The organism is Corynebacterium sp. LaCa_205, assembly GCF_057458085.1.
The window spans coordinates 1,588,392-1,611,301 of record NZ_CP190931.1; the positions used below are offsets into that span (position 1 = coordinate 1,588,392).

The 22,910-nt window shown below is 60.5% G+C and carries 21 protein-coding genes and 1 pseudogene; 9 read left to right on the forward strand and 13 right to left on the reverse strand.

Annotated elements, in window-relative coordinates; genetic code table 11:
• The first annotated feature begins 106 nt into the window (after positions 1–106).
• Positions 107–385: a hypothetical protein gene (locus ACP8J1_RS07700; RefSeq protein WP_023021230.1), complete on the forward strand. Its 279-nt coding sequence runs from the start codon at positions 107–109 to the stop codon at positions 383–385.
• Positions 386–433: 48 nt separating this feature from the next.
• On the opposite strand, the gene ACP8J1_RS07705 is transcribed toward ACP8J1_RS07700, so the two are convergent.
• Together ACP8J1_RS07705 and dnaE are read right to left on the reverse strand one after the other, a co-directional pair.
• The gene (locus ACP8J1_RS07705; RefSeq protein WP_023021229.1) at positions 434–1,624 is read right to left on the reverse strand and encodes a cobalamin-independent methionine synthase II family protein; all 1,191 of its coding nucleotides are present in this window, start codon (positions 1,622–1,624) and stop codon (positions 434–436) included.
• 73 nt (positions 1,625–1,697) lie between these two features.
• The gene (dnaE, locus tag ACP8J1_RS07710; protein WP_023021228.1) at positions 1,698–5,270 is read right to left on the reverse strand and encodes a DNA polymerase III subunit alpha; all 3,573 of its coding nucleotides are present in this window, start codon (positions 5,268–5,270) and stop codon (positions 1,698–1,700) included.
• Between the two features lie 45 nt (positions 5,271–5,315).
• On the opposite strand from dnaE, the pseudogene rarD reads away from it, so the two are divergent.
• Positions 5,316–6,166: pseudogene (gene rarD, locus ACP8J1_RS07715) on the forward strand (EamA family transporter RarD).
• Here the strand turns inward: rarD and ACP8J1_RS07720 are convergent.
• The 5 genes from ACP8J1_RS07720 to lspA are packed head-to-tail and all read right to left on the reverse strand — an operon-like array spanning position 6,153 to position 9,462.
• Complete coding sequence (locus ACP8J1_RS07720; protein ID WP_023021226.1) at positions 6,153–6,422, reverse strand: hypothetical protein; 270 nt, start codon at positions 6,420–6,422, stop codon at positions 6,153–6,155. The pseudogene rarD and the gene ACP8J1_RS07720 sit on opposite strands and share 14 nt — an antisense overlap.
• 52 nt (positions 6,423–6,474) lie before the next feature.
• Positions 6,475–7,458 (reverse strand): HNH endonuclease signature motif containing protein, encoded by a 984-nt coding sequence (locus ACP8J1_RS07725; RefSeq protein WP_302518106.1) that lies wholly within the window; start codon positions 7,456–7,458, stop codon positions 6,475–6,477.
• A 60-nt stretch (positions 7,459–7,518) separates the two neighbouring features.
• Positions 7,519–8,055, reverse strand: coding sequence for a hypothetical protein (locus tag ACP8J1_RS07730; protein WP_023021224.1), 537 nt, complete (start codon positions 8,053–8,055; stop codon positions 7,519–7,521).
• Complete coding sequence (locus ACP8J1_RS07735; protein ID WP_023021223.1) at positions 8,052–8,978, reverse strand: RluA family pseudouridine synthase; 927 nt, start codon at positions 8,976–8,978, stop codon at positions 8,052–8,054. The genes ACP8J1_RS07730 and ACP8J1_RS07735 overlap by 4 nt, the downstream gene beginning before the upstream one ends.
• Positions 8,971–9,462: a signal peptidase II gene (gene lspA, locus ACP8J1_RS07740; RefSeq protein WP_034655419.1), complete on the reverse strand. Its 492-nt coding sequence runs from the start codon at positions 9,460–9,462 to the stop codon at positions 8,971–8,973. Before lspA ends, ACP8J1_RS07735 begins: the two co-directional genes overlap by 8 nt.
• A gap of 41 nt (positions 9,463–9,503) precedes the next feature.
• Here lspA and ACP8J1_RS07745 point away from each other — a divergent pair, with 41 nt between their 5' ends.
• Entirely contained in the window at positions 9,504–10,445 is a 942-nt protein-coding gene (locus ACP8J1_RS07745) for a hypothetical protein (RefSeq protein ID WP_023021221.1), read from the forward strand.
• Here the strand turns inward: ACP8J1_RS07745 and ACP8J1_RS07750 are convergent, their stop codons facing one another.
• Positions 10,446–11,096, reverse strand: a complete 651-nt coding sequence (locus tag ACP8J1_RS07750; RefSeq protein WP_023021220.1) for a WKL family lipoprotein — start codon at positions 11,094–11,096, stop codon at positions 10,446–10,448.
• Between the two features lie 108 nt (positions 11,097–11,204).
• On the opposite strand from ACP8J1_RS07750, the gene ACP8J1_RS07755 reads away from it, so the two are divergent.
• Positions 11,205–12,092, forward strand: a complete 888-nt coding sequence (locus tag ACP8J1_RS07755; RefSeq protein ID WP_034655420.1) for an asparaginase — start codon at positions 11,205–11,207, stop codon at positions 12,090–12,092.
• A gap of 4 nt (positions 12,093–12,096) precedes the next feature.
• On the opposite strand, the gene ACP8J1_RS07760 is transcribed toward ACP8J1_RS07755, so the two are convergent.
• Positions 12,097–13,485 (reverse strand): DNA polymerase IV, encoded by a 1,389-nt coding sequence (locus ACP8J1_RS07760; protein WP_023021218.1) that lies wholly within the window; start codon positions 13,483–13,485, stop codon positions 12,097–12,099.
• A 142-nt stretch (positions 13,486–13,627) separates the two neighbouring features.
• Between ACP8J1_RS07760 and ACP8J1_RS07765 the strand changes: the two genes are divergently transcribed.
• The 4 genes from ACP8J1_RS07765 to ACP8J1_RS07780 all read left to right on the forward strand — a co-directional run bounded on the left by ACP8J1_RS07765 (position 13,628) and on the right by ACP8J1_RS07780 (position 16,329).
• Complete coding sequence (locus ACP8J1_RS07765; protein ID WP_023021217.1) at positions 13,628–13,777, forward strand: hypothetical protein; 150 nt, start codon at positions 13,628–13,630, stop codon at positions 13,775–13,777.
• Positions 13,767–14,390: a metallophosphoesterase gene (locus ACP8J1_RS07770; protein WP_023021216.1), complete on the forward strand. Its 624-nt coding sequence runs from the start codon at positions 13,767–13,769 to the stop codon at positions 14,388–14,390. Before ACP8J1_RS07765 ends, ACP8J1_RS07770 begins: the two co-directional genes overlap by 11 nt.
• A 65-nt stretch (positions 14,391–14,455) precedes the next feature.
• Positions 14,456–15,100 (forward strand): GntR family transcriptional regulator, encoded by a 645-nt coding sequence (locus tag ACP8J1_RS07775; protein ID WP_023021215.1) that lies wholly within the window; start codon positions 14,456–14,458, stop codon positions 15,098–15,100.
• Entirely contained in the window at positions 15,097–16,329 is a 1,233-nt protein-coding gene (locus tag ACP8J1_RS07780; RefSeq protein WP_023021214.1) for an MFS transporter, read from the forward strand. Before ACP8J1_RS07775 ends, ACP8J1_RS07780 begins: the two co-directional genes overlap by 4 nt.
• A gap of 69 nt (positions 16,330–16,398) precedes the next feature.
• Here ACP8J1_RS07780 and ileS read toward each other — a convergent pair whose 3' ends face one another.
• Positions 16,399–19,569, reverse strand: a complete 3,171-nt coding sequence (ileS, locus tag ACP8J1_RS07785; RefSeq protein WP_023021213.1) for an isoleucine--tRNA ligase — start codon at positions 19,567–19,569, stop codon at positions 16,399–16,401.
• Between the two features lie 288 nt (positions 19,570–19,857).
• On the opposite strand from ileS, the gene ACP8J1_RS07790 reads away from it, so the two are divergent.
• Positions 19,858–20,859: an HNH endonuclease signature motif containing protein gene (locus ACP8J1_RS07790; RefSeq protein WP_023021212.1), complete on the forward strand. Its 1,002-nt coding sequence runs from the start codon at positions 19,858–19,860 to the stop codon at positions 20,857–20,859.
• Positions 20,860–20,908: 49 nt separating this feature from the next.
• Here the strand turns inward: ACP8J1_RS07790 and ACP8J1_RS07795 are convergent, their stop codons facing one another.
• The 3 genes from ACP8J1_RS07795 to ACP8J1_RS07805 form a co-directional block, all read right to left on the reverse strand.
• Complete coding sequence (locus ACP8J1_RS07795) at positions 20,909–21,130, reverse strand: hypothetical protein (RefSeq protein WP_023021211.1); 222 nt, start codon at positions 21,128–21,130, stop codon at positions 20,909–20,911.
• Between the two features lie 99 nt (positions 21,131–21,229).
• A complete protein-coding gene (locus tag ACP8J1_RS07800; RefSeq protein ID WP_023021210.1) occupies positions 21,230–22,405 on the reverse strand; it encodes a DivIVA domain-containing protein in 1,176 nt (391 codons plus the stop codon).
• A gap of 204 nt (positions 22,406–22,609) precedes the next feature.
• On the reverse strand, positions 22,610–22,903 hold the full coding sequence (locus ACP8J1_RS07805) for a YggT family protein (protein ID WP_023021209.1): 294 nt from the start codon (positions 22,901–22,903) through the stop codon (positions 22,610–22,612).
• Positions 22,904–22,910 lie beyond the last annotated feature (7 nt).

A 22,910-nucleotide genomic window follows, 5' to 3' on the forward strand; every position in this document is an offset into this window, starting at 1 on the left:
ACTTTCGGCTGAGTGCCAGGCCGAGGTCGACAACGCCAAGAAAGAGCACCTCAAGAAGATCGAAAACGGCGAATTCGGTTCTTCCGCCCGCACCCCGCAGGAGCTTATGCAGGGCCTTGCCAATGGCTACGGTTCTTCCGGAATGCCCAAAGAGCCGGACTGCGTAGCCAAGGAGGCGGAGCAGCACCAGATCGAGGCACTTGAGCGTCTGCCTATTTGGGGCTCTTCCACCCCCGAAAAGTTCCTCGAGGTCATGAGCTGGGTGACCGTGGCCGCCAGCCTCGTGGCTGCGCTGCTGCAGGCCTTCAACATGGTTGCCACGGTAAACCCGGCTGTGCTGGAGCCGATGAAGAACGCCCTCAAGCAGCTGGGCGTGCGCTTCTAAACGCCACAGATTAAGCCGCTCCGGAGTTTCGGAGCGGCTTTCGGCGTTTTAGAACAGTTCGCGGGTAGCGATGTCAGCGCCTTCTACCAAAGATTGCAGCTTCGCCCACGCAATCTGGGGGTGCAGGCGACCGCCCAAACCGCAATCGGTCGACGCGATAACATTTTCAGGGCCTACTACCTCGGCGAATTGGATGATGCGATCTGCCACGAGGCGCGGATGCTCTACCGCGTTGGTGGAGTGCGAAACCACGCCTGGGTAAATCACGGTGCCTTCCGGCAGCGCGTGGTCCTGCCACACGCGCCATTCGTGCGCGTGACGCGGTGACGCGGCTTCGAAAGAGAATCCGCCGACCTCGGCCCGCAAAATTTCCTCGATGATATCTGCAAATGGGACGTCGGTTACGTGCGGGCCGTGCCAGGAGCCCCAGCAGATGTGCAGGCGCGTTTGTTCCTTGGGCAGGCCGGCGATGGAATCATTAAGGACGTCGATGCGCTCACGAATGAAGCCACGGAAGTCCTCTACGGTTGGCTCCGGGTTGATTTGGTCCCAGGCCTCGGCCAGGTCGGGTGCATCGAATTGCACAGTGAGCCCGGCATCGGTGATGGCTTGGTATTCAGTGCGCATGGCACGGCCGACGTCGGCAAGCAGCTGGTGCTCATCGTCGTAGTAACGATTGTTAAGGCGCGCAGCCGAACCGGGGGAAAGGGCGGCGATGAAGCCTGGGGTGCCGGAAGGTAGGGCGTCGGCAAGCAGGCGGACATCGGCGGCGACCTCATCTTGTCCAATGTAGGTTACCGGGCCGGTAAATTCTGGGTTTGCCACCTTGGCTCGGCCGGTGAAGATGCCAGAATCCGGGTCATTGTAGGCCTCCGAAAACAGCGCGCGGTCGCGGCGATCAATGAACGACGTCAGCCGCGGCTCCCCCGGTTTCGAGCGCACTACCTCAGCCGATTCCCAGCGGTCGGTATCCGTCATCGTCAGCCCGCCCAGGCGGCTAAATGAGTAATTCCACCATGCGCCATAGTCCACAGCGCCCGAGGTGATATGGCCGTATTCGCCCTCGTTAATGATATCGAGGCCCAGATCAAGCTGCCGCTTGACGACGTCCGCCACCGCAGCCTCCAAAATCCCCTGGAACTCCGCGGCCGGCAGCTCCCCGCGCTTCAGGTTGGCCTCCAGGAGCTCCGGGGTGCGCGGCAGCGAGCCGACATGGGTAGTGCGAATCTTAGCAACCATCAGGTTTCCTCCATCAAAAATAGACTGTGCTGTCTATATTAGTGGAGGGGGTCGCCGGCCACCGAAATTAGATTCAGCCTAAGATGCCCGCGCCCATGGTGGCTTTGAGATCGCCCATGAGGTTGCCGGAGCGTTCCACGCGCAGGTGGTCGCCGAGGATCATGGTGGTGGACTCGGAGCCGTCGACAAGCTCGAGATACACGTCCGACTCGCCCTGGTTTTTGAGCAGAACCTGCTTGAGCCGGGCAATATTTTCCATGGTGCACTGGTCCGTGCGCATAGTCAGGCGCAGCGGCAGGCCCGCACCCCCGCCCGGGCCGAGGTCTGGGACGCGAATATCGGAGCAGAACAGGGAACGCCGCTCATCGCGAATCTTGACGTTCACGCGCGCCAAGATGATGTTGTCCTCCACAATCTGTGGGGCGACGAGAGAGTAGACCTTGTTGAATACCAAGATTTCCACCTGTGCGCCGTTGTGGTCTTCCACCGTGACAATGGCCCATGGGGAGCCATCGCGCTTGGAGAAGCGGCGGTCCACGCCCGAGATGATGCCACCGATGATGAGCTCTTGGCCGTTGCGCACCTCATCGTTGAGGATCTTAGTCAGCGGGGTATCCGTTTGCGCGGCCAGCGCCTCTTCGAAGCCATCGAGCGGGTGGCCGGACACGTACAAGCCAAGCATCTCGCGTTCGAGGGCAAGCTCGTGTTTTCGGTCCCACTCATCTTCTGGGATATCCATGGCAAAGGCATTTGCGACCTCGTTATCTTCTCCTCCGCCGATTCCGGCGAAAAGATCGAACTGGCCCTTATCCGCGGCCTTCTTGGTGGTTTGCACCGCATCCACCGCGTCTTCATGAATGAGCATGAGACCCTTGCGCGGGTGGTTCAAGTCATCGAAGGCACCGGCCTTGATGAGCGCTTCTGTTACGCGCTTAGTGCAGGCGGTCAGCTCGATCTTGTCCAGGTAGTCACCAAACGAGGTAAACGCGCCCTTGTCGTGGCGCGACTTAATGATGGATTCCACCACTTCCGAGCCGACGTTGCGGATAGCGCCCATGCCGAAGCGGATATCCTCTCCCACCGCCTGGAAGTCTTCTTCGGATTCGTTGACGGAAGGCGGGAGCACCTTAATGCCCAGGTGGCGGCAGTCCGAAAGGTAGATGGCAGACTTGTCTTTCTTATCGCCCACCGAAGTCAACAGCGCGGCCATGTATTCCGGTGCGTAGTAGGCCTTGAGGTAGGCCGTCCAGAAAGACACCAGGCCATAGCCCGCGGCGTGGGACTTATTAAACGCGTAGGACGCGAAGGGCTCGATGGTGCCCCAAAGCGCATCCATGGCGGACTTTGAATAGCCGTTTTCTTGCATGCCGCCCCAGAACTTGTCGTACTGCTGGGCGAGCACCTCGGGCTTTTTCTTACCCATCGCCTTACGGAAGCCATCCGCCTCACCGGCCGTGTAGTTGGCGACCTTCTGCGAGATACGCATGATCTGCTCCTGGTAGACGATGAGGCCGTAGGTCTCATCCAGGATTTCCTTCAGCGGCTCTTCCAGCTCGGGGTGAATCGGGGTGATTTCCTTCCGGCCGTTTTTACGATCCGCATAGTCCCAGTGGGCGTTCACACCCATCGGGCCGGGGCGGTAGAGCGCAAGGGATGCCACAATATCTTTAAAGCCGGTTGGCTTCATGCGTTTGAGCAGCTCTTGCATGCCGCCGGAGTCGAGCTGGAAGACGCCCAGCGTATCGCCGCGCGAGAGCAGGTCATAGACCTTGGAGACTTTGGGGTCGTCGGCATGCAGCTGCTCCAAGTGGATTTCTTCGCCGCGGTTGCGCTTGATGTTTTCGATGGCATCGCCGATAACGGTGAGGTTGCGCAGGCCCAGGAAGTCCATCTTCAGCAGGCCGATGGCCTCACACGCTGGGTAGTCCCAGCCGGTGATATAGGCGCCGTCGGCCGGGCGCTTCCACATGGGGATGTGGTCCATGAGGCGGACCGAGGCCATAATCACCGCACAGGCGTGCACGCCCGCCTGCCTGACGACGCCTTCCAAGCCCCTAGCCGTGTCATAAATCTTTTTCACATCCGGGTCGGATTCCACCATCTGGCGAACCTCGGTGGCCTCAGAATAGCGCTCGTGATCCGGGTCCGTGATGCCCCTAAGCGGAATATCCTTGGCCATGATCGCAGGTGGCAACGCCGCGTTGATGCGGTCGGCCATCTGGAAGCCAGGCTGGCCAAAGTGCACCTTGGCGGAGTCTTTAATGGCCTGCTTCGTCTTCACCGTGCCGAAGGTAATCACCTGCGCCACCTTGTCCTCGCCCCAGCGCTCGGCCGCGTAGGTGATCATTTCGCCGCGGCGGCGGTCATCGAAGTCGATATCGATATCGGGGGCGGACGGGCGCTCGGGATTCAAGAATCGCTCGAAGAGGAGATCATGTTCCAGGGGGTCGATATTGGTAATGGTCAGCGCGTAAGCGACAAGCGCGCCGGCCGCCGAACCACGGCCTGGCCCCACACGAATGCCCACCGAGCGCGCGTGCTTGATGAGCTCGGCCACGATAAGGAAGTAGGACGGGTATCCCTTCATCTCAATAACGGAAATCTCATACTTCGCGCGCTCGATGTACTCCTCCGGAACATCCTGACCGGGGAAGCGAGCTTGCAGGCCCTCCATAACCTCGTGGGTGAGCCAGGAAGTTGGGGTGTGGCCCTCGGGGACGTCGGCAATAGGCATGCGATCGTGGGTGTGCTCTTCCCAAATCTCGCCATAGTCTTGTACACGCTCGGCAATCCACAGCGTGTTATCGCAGCCATCTGGAATCATATCGTCCCAGGTCTCGCGCATCTGCGCGGCCGATTTAATGTAGTAGCCGGTGCCGCCGAACTTGAAGCGATCAGGGTCCATAAAGGTCTTGCCGGTCTGCACGCACAACATCGCCTCGTGCGCCGGCGCCTGGGATTCCAAAACGTAGTGGCAGTCGTTGGTCACCAGCGGCGGCAGGTCCAGCTTGCGGCCGATCTCTAATAGGCCATCGCGCGTGCGCTTTTCGATGTCCAGCCCATGGTCCATCAACTCCAAAAAGAAGTTATCTTTGCCGTAGATGTCTTGCCACATGGCCGCAGCCTCAAGCGCCTCATTGAACTGGCCTAGGCGCAGTCGGGTCTGGACATCGCCCGAAGGACAGCCGGTGGTGGCAATGATGCCGTCAGCATGCTCCGCGATGAGCTCAGCATCCATGCGCGGCCACTTGCCCAGCTGGCCCTCATAGGAGGCCAACGAGGACAGGGTAAAAAGGTTGCGCAGGCCGGTCGCGTTTTCCGCAATCATTGTCTGGTGGAGGTAGGCGCCGGAAGCGGAAACATCGTCGCGCTTTTGGTCCGGTGTGCCCCACAGCACGCGCTTTTTATTGAAGCGAGACTCCGGTGCCATATACGCCTCGATGCCGATAATGGGCTTGATACCGGCGCCGGTCATGCGGCGGTAGAAGGCATCGGAGCCGTACATATTGCCGTGGTCGGTCATGCCTACGGCCGGCATTTTCTGGCGGACCACCTCGTCTGCCAGCATATCGACCTTGGCCATGCCGTCCAGCATGGAAAACTCGGTGTGGTTGTGCAGGTGGACGAAGGAGGAGTTTTTGGCCATGCGGCTCATCATAGCGGGGCGGTCAAAATGGGCTATTATTTTGTGATGCTCTACACGCTGGCCGCCTACATCATGTGGGGATTTTCCCCGCGTTCTTCCCTCTCTTGTTGCCGGCATCGCCTTTAGAAATCTTGGCCCACCGCGTGCTGTGGACCGCGGTGTTGGTCACGGGATTTTTGTGCCTCGCCGGCCGATGGCGCGAGTTAGTGCGCATGGACAAGCGCACGTGGGGCTGGCTCGCGGCCGCGGGAGTATTCATCACGGCTAATTGGGGCACCTACGTGGTGGCGATTAATAGCAACCACGTAGCCGATGCGGCGCTGGGGTACTTCATCAATCCCCTCGTATCAGTTGCCCTCGGCATGGTGTTTTTGAAAGAGCGGCTGCGGCCGTGGCAGGCCGGCGCGGTGGGGGTTGCGGCCATCGCGGTGCTGTATTTGACATTCTTTACCGGCCAGGCGCCCTATATTTCGCTGTTATTGGCCTTCAGCTTCGGGATTTATGGGCTGCTCAAAAAGCAGGTGCGGGTATCCTCGGCCGTCTCGGTGGCAGCGGAGGCGCTCGTGATGTCACCACTAGCGGTGGGCTACATCCTGTGGCTAGAAAGTAGCGGCCAGGGCACCTTCGCTAGCGAAGGAACCGGCCACGCGCTGCTTTTGGTGAGCGCCGGCTTAATCACCGCACTGCCGCTTCTTTGCTTTGCAGAGGGCGCGCGGACGCTACGCTTATCGACGATCGGCATGCTCCAATACCTCACCCCCATCATGCAAATGCTATGGGCGCTTTTCGTCACCCACGAGCACTTTTCGACCCACCGGTGGATCGGTTTCGGCATCATCGGCTTAGCCGTAGCAATCTACGTGGTCGACCTAGTGCGCATGGCTAGGAGCGCTTGAGTTCCTCGCGGGCAGCGCGAGCACGGCGTCGGGCGGCCTGCTCTTCCTCCGCTTTTAGTGCCCAGCGGGGCATCACTGCGATAAGGAAGATGCCATAGGCACACACGATCCCCGAAAACACCAGCGTCATCGGGGTGCCGCCGGAAACGAGGCCAATAAGCAGTGCGATGCCGGAGACCACCGCCGCTACCCAGGCGGCGATATAAGCAAACTTGTAGTTGGGCATCCACTGCGAAAAAGGCTGCTGCGAGAACATAGGTCTAGCCTACCTAGGTAGGGCTAGTGTCAACCAGATCCGGCGGGGGCTCTTAACAGGGGTTGACCCAGCGCACGCCGCGGGCCGTGCGCTCGAAGCGGCCGTTGCGCGGCGGGCCGGTGCGATGATCGTCATTGCGGCCATTGTGATAAGCGCAGGCGGTGGTGAGGTTCTTCGCGTTCGTCCACCCGCCGCCGGCCCAGCTGAATATGTGGTGGACTTGGCACTCATCGGCAGGCTTGTGGCAGCCCTTAACCGGGCAGGTGGGGTTTTCCGCCGCAGCCATCATAAACTGCTTCCAGGTCGCCCCGCGGCGCATGCGGTACAGATTCACCGGACCTTCCACGGGATGCAGCAGGGTGACAAACCCCTCCTCTGCCAGCGCGCGCTGGGCCAATTCGGCACCGGTTATCTGCGCGCCGTTGGTCATAGTCAGCACCACATCATCACTGCCATGGGCCACGCCGACCAATTTATCTAGTGGCACCACAACATTAGTGCGCACGGTAGAGGTAGAGGCACCGGTGCGGAAGAGGGAGGCGACGTCGGCAAGCGAGCCGGCATGCTGGTGAAGTTCCGCAATGAGCGCGGAAGGACCGGTGATAGAAAGCGTCCACGGCTTTCCGGCGTCGCGGCGCCGCAGCCGCACGCCAGGCTTGGGCTCGCGTGGCGCGCGCATCTTGCGCAGCTTTGTGCGGGCGAGCTTTTCCATCTCCCGCGTGTCACAAGAGATATGGGCAAGCTCGGCGCGCAGGGCCCAGGCGCGAGCTTGGGTGGGCGCGCGACGCGCATGCTTTTCGATGACCTCCAGCGTCGGCAGTGAATGCCTGTTAAGACGCGCCCCATCCACCGCGCGCCGTTGGCGGCGGCGAAAGCTGGTGGGGCCGAAGTAGACCTGCGCGAGCTGCGCAATAGAGTCCGCTGCGGCATCGGGCATGCCGGCGGCGGCAAGGTCGGCAGCAGAAACGGAGGCGGCCTCGGCGAGGATATCCATTGCCGAGTTCAGTGCCGCGATATAGGCCCGAATATGTTCCATGCCCCTGATGCTAAAAGCGCTGCGGGGGCACTGCGCGCTGCGGGAGCACAGAAGGCGAAATTAGCTGGGAGGGCGGATGGCGAAGCTGCCCCAGGCGGCGTCGGCAGGCGCGGGTTCGACGGCGGCAACGGAGGGGGTGGAGGCGACGTCGGCAAGCTGGGCGCCCGATCCCCACACCACAACTGCGCTTACCGCGCTGGGCCGCTGCCCATAGGAAGCATCGATGCGGTCGAAGGCGCGCTGGATGACGGCGGCTCGGTCCTCACCAGCGCTCGGTTCGGGGACGTCGATGGGGGCGGTGGAGCCAATGAGGATGGCATCCATGCGCGGGGCCGCTGCAACGGCGGCCGCGGCGGCTACGGGCGGTAGATCCTCGTCGAAAGTAACCAGGGCGTAGGCAGGCTCATTGGGAATGTCGCTGCCCGCCACGCGCGCAATATACTCCGCGCGCGATTCCCCATCGGGGCCCAGCTGGTCTCCTTGCACCTGCGAGGTAGCCTGGGTTCCCAACGCGCCGAAGAGCGCGAGCACCGCCAGAAAAAGCATCGCGAGCACCGCCAACGCCGCTAGCCGACGCCGCCGGTAGACCTCCCTCATCCCCGCAGCACCTCCAAGGCATGGTCAAGATCGGCTGGATACGGTGCCTGAATCTCAAACCATTTGCTGGTGCCGGGGTGGGTAAAGCCGAGTTTTACCGCGTGGAGCCACTGCCGCTCGAGTCCAAGGCGCTTGGCCAGGTTCGGATCGGAGCCGTACATGGGATCGCCCACGCATGGGTGCCCGGTGGCGGACATGTGCACGCGGATCTGGTGGGTACGGCCGGTCTCTAGGTGCACCTCGATGAGGCTGGCCTCACGAAAGGCCTCGATAAGACTGTAGTGGGTAACGGCCGCTTTGCCGTCGTCAAGCACGGCGAATTTCCAGCCGGACTTGGGATGGCGGCCGATGGGGGCATCGATGGTGCCCTCGATGGGATCTGGCAGGCCTTGGACCACGGCGTGGTAGGTCTTTTTCACGCTGCGGTACTTAAAGGCATGCTTGAGCGCGGAGTAAGCGCGCTCCGAAGAGGCCACGACCATCACGCCGGACGTACCCACATCGAGGCGGTGCACGATTCCCTGGCGCTCGGTCGGCCCGGACGAAGCCACGGTATAGCCGGCCGCGCGCAGCCCGCCGATCACCGTCGGCCCGTCCCAACCCACGCTGGGGTGCGCGGCCACGCCCACCGGCTTATGCACGCAGATGATATCGGCATCGCTGTAGAGCACGTCCATGCCCTCGACCAGCTCTTCGCGCGGCAGCAGCGGCTTTTCTGGCTCCGGCAAAAGCACGGAGACCACGTTGCCGGAAATCAAACGCTCGGACTTGCCCAGCTCCTGGGAATCGATGGTGACGCTGCCTTCGGCACATAGCTGCGCGGTGGCGCTGCGGGAGAGGCCAAGGAGCTTGGCTAGGGCGGCGTCGGCACGCATGCCTTCTAGCCCTTCGGGGATGGGGAAGCTGCGCATCTGCCTATTCATGCTCGGCCTTCCTTTCCTCCAGCACCATGGTGATAATGAAAAGCACCACTCCGCAGGTGATAGCCGCATCTGCGATATTGAACACGGCGAAAGAGCCAACCGAAATATAGTCCACCACGTGCCCGAACCAGAAGCCGGGGGCGCGGAAGATGCGGTCGGCAAAATTACCCAGCGCACCGCCAGCAATGAGCGCTAGGCCTACTGCCTGACCGGAGTGGGTAATGCGCGGGGCGGCTACGGCCACGCCGAGCACAAAGACCAATTGGATGGTAGTAAACAGCCACGTAGATCCCTCCCCGCCCATGGAAAAGGCGGCACCAGGATTAAAAAGCAGCGTAAAACGGAACCAGTCCCCAATCACCGGCAGGGGTTCGCCCTCGTTAAGGATGGAGAGCATTACCTGCTTCACGGCTTGATCCACCAGCGCCACGGCAATGACTACTGCGGCGATAAGTCCTGTCTTGCTCCTTCGTTTTTGACTCACCCGGTCTATTCTAAACGGGAGCGTCCGGTATTTTGGTAAGCGTGTTTCGAGTCAAAGTTTTTGCAGCCCTGACCACAGCCGCCGTAGCGCTTACGGCGTGTTCCTCTGAAAAGCCAGGCCCGGCGGTGGAACAACCCGTAGGCCTGACCATCGACGCCCCGCGCGTCACCGTGGATAATCCCGGAACCGGAGAGAAAAAACTCCTGGAATACCGCGATATCGACTCCACGCAGGACCTAAACTACCGCGTTACCGAGGGCTTTGCGCAGGACCTGCTCAAAAAGTCCGCAGCTGAGAAGTTTCAGGCCGCCGACGTCGATTCCACCACTACTACCCTGCCGCTATCGGCCAAGGTAGAAAAGGCCAGCGAGGACGTCGAAGACCAGCTACCAGCCAGCCGCAATGCCTTCGTCACGGCCGGAACTCCAGAATCTACCGGAGATAAAGACGTCTCCTCGGCGGAGGGATTCCAATTTGGTTGGCGTGGCCAGGACACCGGCCAGATGAATTCGCTGCGCTTAGCCGCGCCCCAGAATGCCACGGATGATGCCCGCGGCTCCGTCGAACAAGCAATTATGAAGCTGACGGCCCTACCCGTAGTTTTCCCTACCGAGGAGGTGGGCAAGGGCGCGAGCTGGTCGGTGGATTCGCGCGTGACCGGCGAGTCTACCCTGCTGCAGACCACGCGCTATACGGTCGATTCCATCGATGGCGACCGAGTGAAACTAAACGTAGAGGTAGAACAGCGGCCCTCGCTAGGCGCACTGTCCTTTGAAGGCCAAGCCCAGGGCACGGAGCTGGAGAACAAAGAGCTCAAGGTTTTAGATTCCAGCACCAAATCCAAGGGCAGCATCACGGTGGATTTGAGCAAGCCGCTGCCCGTAGACGGTGACGTGTCCTTCGACACTAAGGTCATTTATGGTGCCGCCGGCTCGGAGCTGCGCGTGGTGCAGTCGAGCCTGACGGAGCTGAACTTTTCCTAGTTACTCGGCCGGGGCTTCTACAGGAGCCTCTGCCGGGGCCTGCTCGGCACCAGCAGCGGGGGCATCGCCTTCCGCGGGTGCACCGTCGCCCTCGGCCGGAGCCGGGGCAGGTGCGGAGGCACCGGCGCCAGTGTCCGCACACATTTCTGGAACTTGCTCTGGCGGCACCGTGTTTTGGATAAGCGTGCAAGCCCAAGCCTTGGAAAGCTTCCAGGTGCCATTTTCATACACAAACTCCACCTGGTCTGCGGTCTGCTGCTGACCATCAGCGGTGGTGAAGTTCACGGTGGTAAGCACGGACTGCGGGTCATAGCCCGGCAGTACAGGATCCACGACCTCGAATTCAGCGCCGGATTCCGCCTTGGATTTTGCCATGGTGTCAAAGATTTCCGGCGCGGTCTCGCCGCCTTGCACGGTGGAGGTCTTTTCTTGCTCGGAGGCATTGGGGTCGGTGGCCTTGGCCAAAATTGCGTTTAGGTCGGCCGGGGACGGCAGCGCGGGGGCGGCGGAATCGCCGTCCGAGGAAGCGGATTCCTTTGCCTCGGTGTTGGCGGCGGCGGAATTGTCCTGCTCATCGTCGGAAGAGCAGGCGGCCAGGGCGGTAGCCGCGGTCAGTGCGAGGCACGCGGCGCTAAACTTGCGGAATTTCAATTCTAACTCCTCACGTGTGGGTTCCAAACTCCCATCAGTTTACAGCTGCACCACCCTTTTCCGGATTGCGCCCGCCGCGTGGACGCAGATTTCTTTAACCTTAGGTACATGACCCGAATTGCTTTGATCGCCACCGGCGGCACAATAGCGTGTACCACCACAGCCGATGGTTCCCTTGTTCCCACCGTCTCCGGCGCGACCCTAGCCGCCGATATCGACGCCGAGGTAGTGGAGTTTCGGCAACTCGACTCCTCCTCTATCACTTTGGCGGACCTCGATGAGCTCATCGCGGTGGTTAATTCCCAAACGTCGCGGGAGGACATCGACGGTGTAATCATCACCCATGGCACCGACTCGATGGAAGAGACCGCGTTGGCACTGGAGATTTTCTGTAGCGGTGCAAAGCCCATCGTGCTCACGGGTGCGCAGCGTTCCCACGATCACCCCGCGGCGGACGGCCCTAGCAACCTGCGCGATGCCCGCAATCTTGCAGCCAGCGGGCGCGCCGGGGTATTCCTCTGCTTTGGGGGTGCGAGCATTCCGGCGCGCGGTGCGCGCAAGCGGCACACTAGTGACCTGCGCGGGTTTGAATCCTTAGGAGTCCCAGGCACTACGCCGCGCCTAGCTCCTGCCCCGCTGGCGCCGCATCCGGTGGAGATCATCCCAGCCTATCCGGGAGCTGGCCGCCTGCTGGTTGATGCCGCCGCCAATTCCCCTGCCAGCGGCCTCATTATCGAGGCCATGGGCTCGGGCAATATGGGCGAGGACATGGGCCGCGCGCTTGCCGACGCCCTCCGCGCCGGCCTCCCCGTCGTCATTTCTACCCGCACGCCCTACGGCCCAACAGCGCTGGCCTACGGCGGCGACGGCGGTGGCGCGAGCCTTGGGAAACTGGGCGCTATTAACGCCGGGTCTTTCCGCCCGAGCCAGGCGCGAATCTTGCTGGCAGCGGCACTGGCCACTGGCACCGACCCAGCTGAGCTATTCCGACAGTAAATGCTTAGTCTTCGGTGGTGAGCCAATCCTGCCAATCAAGCGAGTCGAGCGGATCCGCCGGCACAAGCGCGGGGTCATCGGCCGCGAAAGACTTGGTCCGGCCGGGCCCTGTGGCACGGGTTTCAAAGCGCACGCTCACTACTCCATGCCCGGCGCCCTGAATCCAGCCGTGGCCGTATTCGGGGTGGAATACGTCTTGCGTTGCGTGCCACTGGTTATCGGTTTCTTCTTCCACCGTCACCGTCGGTGTCGGTACTGGCGGCGCAACGTCGTCGCTCACTCCGGTTTCATAGTCCGTATCTGCCGGCGCGGGCCGCACGATTTCGCGGTCCAATTCCGGGAAGAGCACGTCCTGGCGGGCGGTTTCTAACCCGGAATAGCTCACTCCCACTAGGCGAATGGGCCCGAGCTCATCGGGATAGCGGGCGAGCTTGAAGGCGGCGGCGGTGAGCACGGCGGCGTCGTCAGTCGCGTACGGCAAGGTAGTTGAGCGTGACTCAATGTGAAAGTCCGCCATGCGCAGCTTCACCGTCACGGTGCGTGCGCCACGCCCATCCTTAAGCAGCCGGCGGTGCGCGCCCTCCGCCGCGCGGGCTATAGCTGCATCGACCTCCGGCACGGTTAGCAGATCCTTCGGGTAGGTGTGCTCGGTGGAAATCTGCTTAGAAATAGCGCGCGGCGCTACCTCTCGGTCATCAATACCGCGGGCCAGCTGCCACAGCTGCAGACCTACCACGCTGCCGATAGAAATCTCCACTTCCTTGCGCGTCATCGCCGCGAGCTGTCCAATGGTTTCCACCCCAATGGAATTCAGCTTCGCGCCGGTCACTGGGCCGACTCCCCATAACTTGTTCACCGCAAGCGGGTGCAACATCTCAAGCTGGCGCTCGGCCGGGATGACGAAGGTGCCATCGGGTTTCGCCTCGCCTGAGCCAATCTTGGCAAATTGCTTACCCGAACCCGCACCGATGGAGCACGGCAGCCCCGTTTCCTTACGGATGAGCGCGCGCAATTCATCCGCCCAGCGCTTGACCTCATCCGCGCTCGCGCCTTGCAGGGCGGCGGGCTCCATAAAGGCCTCGTCGATGGAAAGTTGCTCGATGACCTCCACGTGTTGCGCGATGATGTCGAATACCCGGCGCGAGGCCGCCGAATAGACCACCCGGCGCGGCTGCACCACTACCGCACGGAGCCCAACGAGCTGCTGCGCGCGGTACATCGGCATGGCCGAATGCGCACCGTACACGCGCGCCTCGTAGGAGGCGCCTGCCACCACGCCGCGTCCGCTGATTCCGCCCACCAAAACCGGACGCCCCCGCAGCGTAGGCCGGGTCAGCTGCTCGACGGAGGCGAAAAACGCGTCCATGTCGATATGTAAAACCCAGCGTTGCATGCGGCCCAGTCTAATAGGCGTACCTCAGAGCGTTTATGTGCCGTTAATTAAAGCTTTGATTGCTTTCCATCTTCGGGCCACTCCCCTGCAATGTCACGGTTTTATCTTTTACGCGTTCTTTTAAGGAAGGCATTTTCTAGATATGAACTCACCACACGTAGTCTTGCGCGGCAGAAAGCGCGAATTCGCCGGCAATAAGGGCTGCCCCGAGACCAATCTCCGCGGCAAGTCCGCCGTTGACTTGGTAACTAGCACGTGGTGGCGCACCCGAAAGACCGCGCATGCCCGCTAGCATCTTTGTCTTTGCCGATCTGCACCTAGGCCACCCTGACTCCCCTGGACTGCGCTGGGCCCTTCAGGAACTTGAGGCTGCCGCCAATAGCGGTGCCACGGCGTGCGTGTGCCTAGGCGATATCATCGACCGTAATGCCACAGCGTGCGAGTGTGTGCCCCAGGTCCGCACCGTTTTGGACCGTGCTGTCGAGCTTTTCAACGAAGTCCACTTCATTTCCGGAAATCACGATACTCACCATGACCTAGACTTCCCACCCGAGGTCACCTTGCATAGCACGCAAGTACATACCTTTCAGATTGGGGAGACCACGGTGCTTAGCGCTGCGGCCGCGACCGATCCGGACCTGCGCCGCCTCCAGCTCCCACCGCGCCCCAGCGACGCACCCTTTCTTGGCCTCCTGCACTCCTCCGTCACCGGCGAGTTTTCCCACGCCGTCTGCCTACCACTTTCTGTAGACCAGCTACAGGCCTGCGAGGCCGATGCCTGGATCCTTGGGCACGTCCACACCCCGCACACGCTTGCCGACGCCCCCTTCATCGGCTGGGTCGGCATGGGCCACGGCTTACTCTTCGACCCCGATACGTGCCACGTCACACGATTGCCTAACTAGATTCGTTCCCCACAAAGTACACCTTCACGCTTGCTTGCATGCAAGCTTGTATGCAAGATGGATGCATGTCCAATGAACGAATGCAACCCGCTGCGGAGCGTGCCTATGACTTCGTCAAAGAGAAGATCATTGACGGCTCCTTCGAGCCCTCGCAGATGCTTTCCGAGGCCTCACTCGCTACCGAGATGGGGATTAGCCGCACCCCGATGCATGAAGCCTTTTTGCGCCTAGAGGTCGAAGGCTTCCTCCAGCTCTACCCCAGGCGAGGTGCACTTATCGTGCCGATTAGCCCGCAGGAAATCCGCGAGGTCTATGAGGCGCGCTTACTCGTAGACAGGCACTGCGCCGAAAAAATCTGTGCAATGTCAGATGCCGAGCGCGCGGACATTGCTGATCAGCTGGATGCGACCATCGCGGAGCAAGACACCGCCCTAGACGGCGCAGACCTACGCGCCTATGCCCAGCTGGACGCACGTTTCCACCAGATCATCATGGATGGCGGGGCAAATAGCCTGCTAGCCGGGCTGGGACACCAGCTGCGCGAACGCCAGCAGCGCTTTACCGCCACAGCCATTGGCCGCAATGTGGCCCGTGCCCGCACCTTCGTGGACCAGCACCGCACGCTTGCCGATGCCCTCCGCACCGGCGACCTCGACGCCTACCTCTCCACATTGGACACCCACCTAACCAACTCAAGGAATCAACTATGACCGAAAAGTTTGCCCAGCACTCATGGTTTCCCGTCGCCGGCAGCATGGTTGCCGTGGCGTGGGGCGGCAATGAGTTCACCCCCCTCCTAGTTATGTACCGCGAGCAATCACACTTCTCGCAGGTCACTGTCAACGGGCTCCTAGCCGCTTATGTGCTCGGCATCGTGCCGGCGCTGCTCATCTCTGGCCCGCTTTCGGACTACATCGGGCGCCGCCCCACAATGCTGCCTGCCGCACCCCTATCACTGCTGGGTTCATTCCTACTCTCCATCGCGCCGAATGAGCCCCTCGTCATCGCCGTGGGCCGCATCATGTGTGGCTTGGCTCTAGGCATCGTCATGGCGGTCGGCTCCACGTGGGTGGCGGAGCTTATCACCCGCGCCGGCGGCGACCCCGCTGCTGGCCCGCGCCACGCTTCGATGTGCCTAACCCTAGGCTTTCTCATCGGCGCTGGCCTCGCATCGGTGCTGGCCCAATGGGGCCCGTGGCCAACCCATCTGGCCTATATCCTGCACATTCTCCTCACCGTAGCCACCGCCATCTGGTTGATGAATACCCCGGAGACTCGCCCACCACGTGGCGCCACAGTAAAAGATACCTTCCTCGACCTGAGCATCCGCGACATGCTGCGCATGCTGCACATTCCCTCCGCAGCCCACCGCCGCTTCGTGCGCATCGTCTTGCCGGTAGCACCGTGGGTCTTCGGCTGCGCTGGTGCCGCCTACGCGCTCTTGCCCCAACTTTTGTCCAAGTCTGCCAGTGAAGCACCCATTGCTTTCTCCGGCCTCATGACTGTTATCACCTTGGGCTGCGGCGTTGGCGTCCAAATGCTCGGCAAGGTCATTGACACCAGCCGGTCCGCCCGTGCTTCCGCGGTGGCAATGGGAGTTATCACCGTAGGCACCATCCTCGGTGCGGTTGCCTCTAGTACCCGTTCGCTGCCGCTCGGTATCGCCGGCGCAGCCGTCATGGGTGCAGGATATGGCCTAGCCCTTGTCGCCGGTCTATCCGAGGTCCAGCGCATCGCCCGCCCTGAAGAACTCGCTGGCCTCACCGCCGTGTACTACTCGGTGTCCTACACCGGCTTCTTTATCCCCATGGCCTTCAGCGCGCTCGCCCCGCTGCTCGGCTTTACCACCCTATTCCTCATTGGCGCCGTGCTTGCACTGTGCTGCCTAGTTAACGCGGTCCTCGGCTGGCGCGCTCACCTGCCCGGTCCAGTCCGCTAAGTCCTATCACTCATAAAAATTGCCCAGCCACGCCGGCTGGGCAATTATTTTTAGGTGGCAGCTAGCGCGCTACTGCTTGACGACGGTAGCGCTAACCCCCTTAACCACCTCGTGCACGCCCTCGCCATCAAGCGCCTCGGTGGTCACTTGGAAGTCGGTGGCGAGTACTTCACCGGCTATATGGTCGGCGTGACGCTCAGCCCATGCCTTCTTCGCCTCCGGTACGGCAAGTACGGCCGCGATGCGATCCGAGACCTCGAACCCAGAAGCCTTGCGGGCATCCTGGAGGCCACGGATAACGTCCGCCGCCCAGCCTTCAGCCTCGAGCTCTTCGGTCACTTCAGTATCGAGTACCACAAGGCCATCGAGCCCTTCGATACGCGCGGTCGACTTCGGGTTCGCTGCCTGGAGGCGCTCCGTGTACTCATCCGGACCAAGCACAATATCGCCGTCAACCACGACCTCATCGCCGCGGCGCTCATAATTGCCCGCCTTGAGGTTCTTGATGGCGCGCTGCACGTCCTTGCCCAAGCGCGGGCCGGCGACCTTGGCGTTGCAGACTACCTGGAAGGTGCCCACCGAATCGACATCATCGGTAAGCTCAACTTCCTTAACGTTGACCTCGTCGCGAATGATATCGGCAAAGCCCGCCAAACGCTGTGCCCCTGCAAGAGCCACCGTCAGCTTCGGCAGCGGCAACCGGTTGCGCAACTTATTGGACTTGCGCACCGACGATGCCGCCGAGGCCACCGCACGGGTCGCATCCATCGCAGACACCAGATCTGCATCGGCTGGGTAATCCGCGGCCTGCGGGAAATCCGCCAAGTGCACAGAACGCTCGCCGGTTAGCCCGCGGTAGATAACTTCCGCCACGTGCGGCAAAAGCGGCGCGACCACGCGAGTCACGGTTTCCAACACGGTGTACAAGGTATTGAAGGCCTCAGGATGGGCTTCCTCGCCCTCCCAGAATCGCTCGCGCGAGCGACGCACGTACCAGTTGGTCAAAACGTCTGCAAACAGGCGTACCTCTTCGGTTGCCGTAGCGATATCGGTATCGGCAAGCGCCGCGTCCACCTTAGCTACGACATCGTGGGTTTTGGCCAAGATATAGCGGTCCAAAACATGCGTAGAGGTGGTGTCGAACTTGGCTTCTTTTTCCGCGTAGAGCTGCAGGAAAGTATAGGCGTTCCAAATAGGCAAGATAGCCTGGCGCACGCCCTCGCGGATGCCCTGCTCGGTCACGATGAGGTTGCCACCGCGCAGGATAGGCGAAGACATCAGGAACCAGCGCATGGCATCCGAACCGTCACGGTCAAAGACTTCATCGACGTTTGGATAATTGCCCTTGGACTTGGACATCTTGAGGCCATCGTTGCCCAGCACGATGCCATGGGCTACGACCTTCTTGTATGCCGGACGATCAAACAGCGCGGTGGACAGCGCGTGCATCACATAGAACCAGCCACGCGTTTGACCGGAGTACTCCACGATGAAGTCAGACGGCGAGTGGGTTTCAAACCACTCTTTATTCTCGAAGGGGTAGTGCTTCTGCGCGAACGGCATCGAGCCGGACTCGAACCAGCAGTCCAATACGTCCGGCACGCGACGCATCATAGACTTGCCGGTTGGATCGTCCGGGTTCGGGCGCACCAACTCATCGATGTGCGGGCGGTGCAGGGACTCCGGGCGGACGCCGAAGTCACGCTCCAGCTCATCCAAGGAGCCGTAGACATCCATGCGTGGGTAATTGTCATCATCGGACATCCACACCGGGATAGGCGCACCCCAGTAGCGGGTACGCGAGATATTCCAGTCGCGCGCACCCTCGAGCCACTTGCCAAACTGACCGTCCCGAATGTGCTCCGGCAGCCACTCGATCTCATTGTGGTTGAGCTCCACCATGCGATCGCGGAACTCGGTTACCTTCACAAACCAGGCTGGCAGAGCCATGTAGATTAGCGGCTCACCCGAGCGCCACGAATGCGGGTAAGAGTGCTCGATGGTCACGTGGCGCACCACTCGCCCAGCGGCCTTCAAGTCCTTGATGATGTCCTTATTGGCATCAAAAACCAGCTGTCCCTCATACGGCGGTACCTGCGAGGTGAACTTGCCGTCCTCGTCCACTGGGATAACCAGCTCGATATCGTACTGGTTAGTGGTATTCATATCGTCTTCACCAAACGCCGGAGCCTGGTGAACCACGCCGGTGCCATCCTCGGTAGTGACATAATCAGCGACCAATACCTGGTAAGCATTGCGCAAATCCGGGAAGAAACCAAAGATCGGCTCATAGGTAAAGCCCTCGAGCTGCGCGCCGGTAAAGGTCTCCAGTACCTCGGCCTCACCTAGTTCCTTTTCCAAGGTAGCCAGCAGGTTTTCCGCCATGATGAAGGTACGGCCAGCGAAATCACCCTCGGTGGCCTTAAAGAGCGCGTAGGTAACCTCTGGGTGAACCGCCAAAGCCTCATTAGAAGGCAAGGTCCAGGGGGTGGTAGTCCAGGCGAGGAAGGAGGCGTCGGCAAGCGCGGGGTGCTCCGCCAGCGTCTTTTCTGCCGCGCTTCCCTCACGAGCACCCTCCACAGGGAAGGTAACCGTCAGGGTCGGATCCTGGCGCATCTTATAGGAATCATCCAGTCGGGTCTCCTGGTTGGACAGAGAAGTATGCTCTGCCCAAGAGTAAGGCAGGACACGGAATCCCTTGTAGATCAGGCCTTTGTCATAAAGCTCCTTGAACGCCCACATGACCGATTCCATGTAGTTGATGTCCATGGTCTTGTAGCCGTTATCAAAGTCCACCCAGCGGGCCTGGCGGTTGACGTATTCTTCCCACTCGTCGGTGTATTCCAACACGGACTTAGCGCAGTATTCATTGAACTTTTCCAAGCCCATGTCCTCGATCTGCGCTTTATCAGTAATACCCAGCTGCTTTTCCGCTTCCAGCTCGGCGGGCAGACCGTGGGTATCCCAGCCGAAGACACGAGGCACGTAGTTGCCTGCCATGGTGCGATAGCGCGGAACGATATCTTTTACATAACCGGTCAACAGGTGACCATAGTGCGGCAAGCCATTAGCAAAGGGAGGGCCATCATAGAAGATGTATTCTGGGCAATCCTTTGTCTTTTCTAGCGAAGCCTGGAAGGTATCATCCTGCTTCCAGTACTTCTGAACTTCCTCTTCCATATCCGGGAAGCGACTTGAGCCTCCGGTCATGTCAACCTTGGGGTAAATCTTTTTCGCCATTACAATCCTTCACTCATCACTCGGTGCAGGGACGCGCCTGTCGGGCTCGCGGTACCACCCTGCTTGAGCCCGAAGGCTCCGCTTCGTTTCGGTGAAGGAGTTGACGGTCCCACCCGTTCAGTTCTACTAGGCCGCACTGGCTGTTCTTCTGAATTGCTCCCCGGTGATGGCCGGATCACTGCATGTAGCACAAAGTATAGCGCCCCAGAATCTTCGTGCACAATAAGTTATCCACAGGCTAAAAATTTTCCCTTGTGGGGGCTTGCGCGGGGCAATAAATTGTGAGTCGTGAACGCGCTAGATACTTACCTCGCAGCCATGGCACCTGGGATGGACATCGTCCTTGGGTGCGCAGGCATGTCTGAGGACGACCTCTGCGCACGGGGCGCTGCCGAAAAGACTGCCCGCGAGCTGGCCTTGTTAAAGGAAGCATACTGCGGCACGACCAAGTTCACGGGGAAACGTCGCCGCGCTATCGAAGGCGCCCAGCACAATGGGCATTCCATTGTTGCCTTATCCATCATTGAAAAGTATGCGCGGAAAATGCCTACGCTTTTCGACGCCTGGGTTCTCCGCGAACAACTCTGCACTACCAAGGCCACAGCAGGGGCGCTGGAGAAGCTGGCTCAGTCCAAAGTCCCGAAGAAAAAGCGCACCGTGAAACCAGGCGTGCGCATCATCCGACGCAAAGATGCTCCGTGGACGCTTGCGATCGATGGATCGTCTTCGTTTATTGCGGATTTGCACGCAGCGGTAGAAAACCAGAATAAAAAGCCGCTAGATGTGGTGGAAGATACCTTCTTCGGGGACGATAGCGCACAACGGAGCACCGTAGTAACCAATGTCATCGTGCGGCTGGAAGATTACGTACGCATCGTCAACGGTGACGGTGAGGAAATCACCCTGCAGATGACAAACGGGGCAACGCTTTCGGGTGCGCAATACTTGCGCCGCACGTTAAAGGAACATGGACTCATCACGCTGGTCAGCCCCTACGAAGGCGCGGTGAACCTGTATCGCACGGAGCGCTTCGCCAATGCTAAGCAGCGATTGATGGCGGGTGCAGAAAATCCTGTGTGCCCGTGGCCGCGGTGCGCTAAGCCCGCCGACGAATGCCAAATTCACCATTTGGACCCCTGGCTACAGGGCGGATTGACCAATATCGCAAACTTATCCACAGCCTGCGCCTACCACAATGGAGCCAACGATGACGATCCCAATGCCCCACCGCTACGCGGGCGACTTAGCCGCACGAATGGACAGATTCGGTGGCAGCCCCCTGACTGCTAAGACAAGACCGCGAAATAAGGCACCTCGAGCGCCTTTTTGGCGTGCCATTTTAGTTCTCGCGTAAAGCCTCGCGCAAGGAATCTTGCTCAAGGTGTTGTGCTGCCCGGGCTTTATCGCTGCGATGCTTATGCGCCCAATCCAGAATAAAGCACACCAGACCGAGACCAGCGGCAGCGAAGACGATATACAGCGACCAGTCGGCACCCGAGATGACGAAATTGACCAAGGCTACGAATGCCACGAGGGCGAGAACTAAGGCGGCAACAAGCACGATGGTTCCTTTCGGTCAGGGCGGGATAGGGCACGACGGTCTAAAACAACAATAGCGCCCCCGCGGCGGTGGCGGGGACGCTAAAGAGAACGCGGTGGCTTAGTTATTGCCAGCTTCGCCGTTCGGTGCGGCGGTGCCGCGAGTAGCCAGCTCTTCCAGCTGAGACTCGAGCAGGGTCTTCAGGCGAGTGCGGTACTCGCGTTCGAAGGTGCGCAGCTCGGAGATACGAGCCTCCAGTGCGGTCTGCTGCTGCTTGACCGTGTTCATAACCTCGGTGTGCTTGCGCTCAGCATCGGCCTGCAAGGAAGCAGCCTTCTCCTCAGCCTGACGGATTTGTGCCTCAGCACGGGAGGACGCATCGGACTCGGTCTGCTTTGCCTTAGCCTCGGCGTCAGACACCAGCTTCTTGGAGCGGGAATCCGCGTCCTGCAGCTGGGCATCGTACTTCTTCTGGGCGTCGGCAAGCTGCGCCTTGGAACGAGAGTCTGCGTCGGTCAGCTGCTTCTCGGCGGCGGTGCGTGCCTCCGACAGCATGGACTCGGACTCCGCACGAGCCTCGGAGGTCAGGCGGTCTGCCATCTCCTGTGCCAGACCCAGAACGCGAGCGGCCTGCATGTGGGTTTCTGGGGTAGCCAGACCATCTGCAGTCTGAGCTGCACCAGCGCCTGCAAGGCCTGCAGCTGCAACGCCGGCCTTGGAAGAACCAGCTGCGGAAGCGGACTTCTTCAGCTCATCATTTTCCTTCTTGGAAGCCTCAAGGTCCTTCTTTGCCTGCGCAGCCTCCGCACGAGCTGCCTCAGCTTCCTTCTTTGCCTGTGCTGCCTCATCGCGGGCGGCCTTCAGGTCTGCAGAAGCGGAAGCAGCAGCAGAGCCGGTCTCCTGTGCCTTGGAAGCCTCAGCTTGGGCTGCCTTTACCTGCTCGCGTGCCTTCTTGGTTTCTTCCTTAGCACGGGACAGCTCGGACTTGGAGTCCGCCAGCTTGGTTTCGTACTCGGCGCGCAGCTTGGCCTCAATCTCCTTGCGCAGTGCAGCCTCATCGGTACGAGCGGACGCTGCCGTTGTGGTACCAGCGGCACCGGCGCCAGCGCCAGCCTTGGCCTGAGAGTTGAGATCGCTGACCTGTGCCTGTAGGTCTTCGTTCTCATCCTGCAGCTGGGCGAGCGCATCCTCTACGAGGTCGAGGAACTGATCCACCTCGTCTTCGTTGTAGCCGCGCTTGCCAATGGGCGGCTTGCTGAACGCGACGTTGTGAACATCAGCTGGTGACAGTGGCATGTCTTCTCTTCCCCTTCAGGTTGATACAACCCCGGAGGTTCCAGGGCCTTAGGAGCTGCGGTTCAGGTCTAACTAAACCTTCCCCACAAAGGTACATGTGGTTCATAATACGGGTTATCGCGATTTATCGTAACCAAACGACCACAATAATCGACGCCCCGCCGAGTCTCAACGTTTACCACAGGTTGCGAGGCGACGGGGGTGCTAACCGAAAAATACGATTTGCAAGATTCGTGTAAGTATCGAAAGCAAAATAAATAGCACGAGCACCGATACGTCGAGGGCCACCCCGCCCATCTGGAGCGGCGGGATCAAACGGCGTAGCGCCTTTACCGGCGGATCCGTAATTACAAACAGTGGCTCCGCCACAACCATAAACCAACGTGGCGGGTTAAACTGCCGGGAGAAGGATTGAATCATCTCAATGATGATGCGGGCGATGAGAACCCACGTATAAATCCGCACGAGCAGGATAAGAATAATTCCGAGTTGTGTCACAATAACC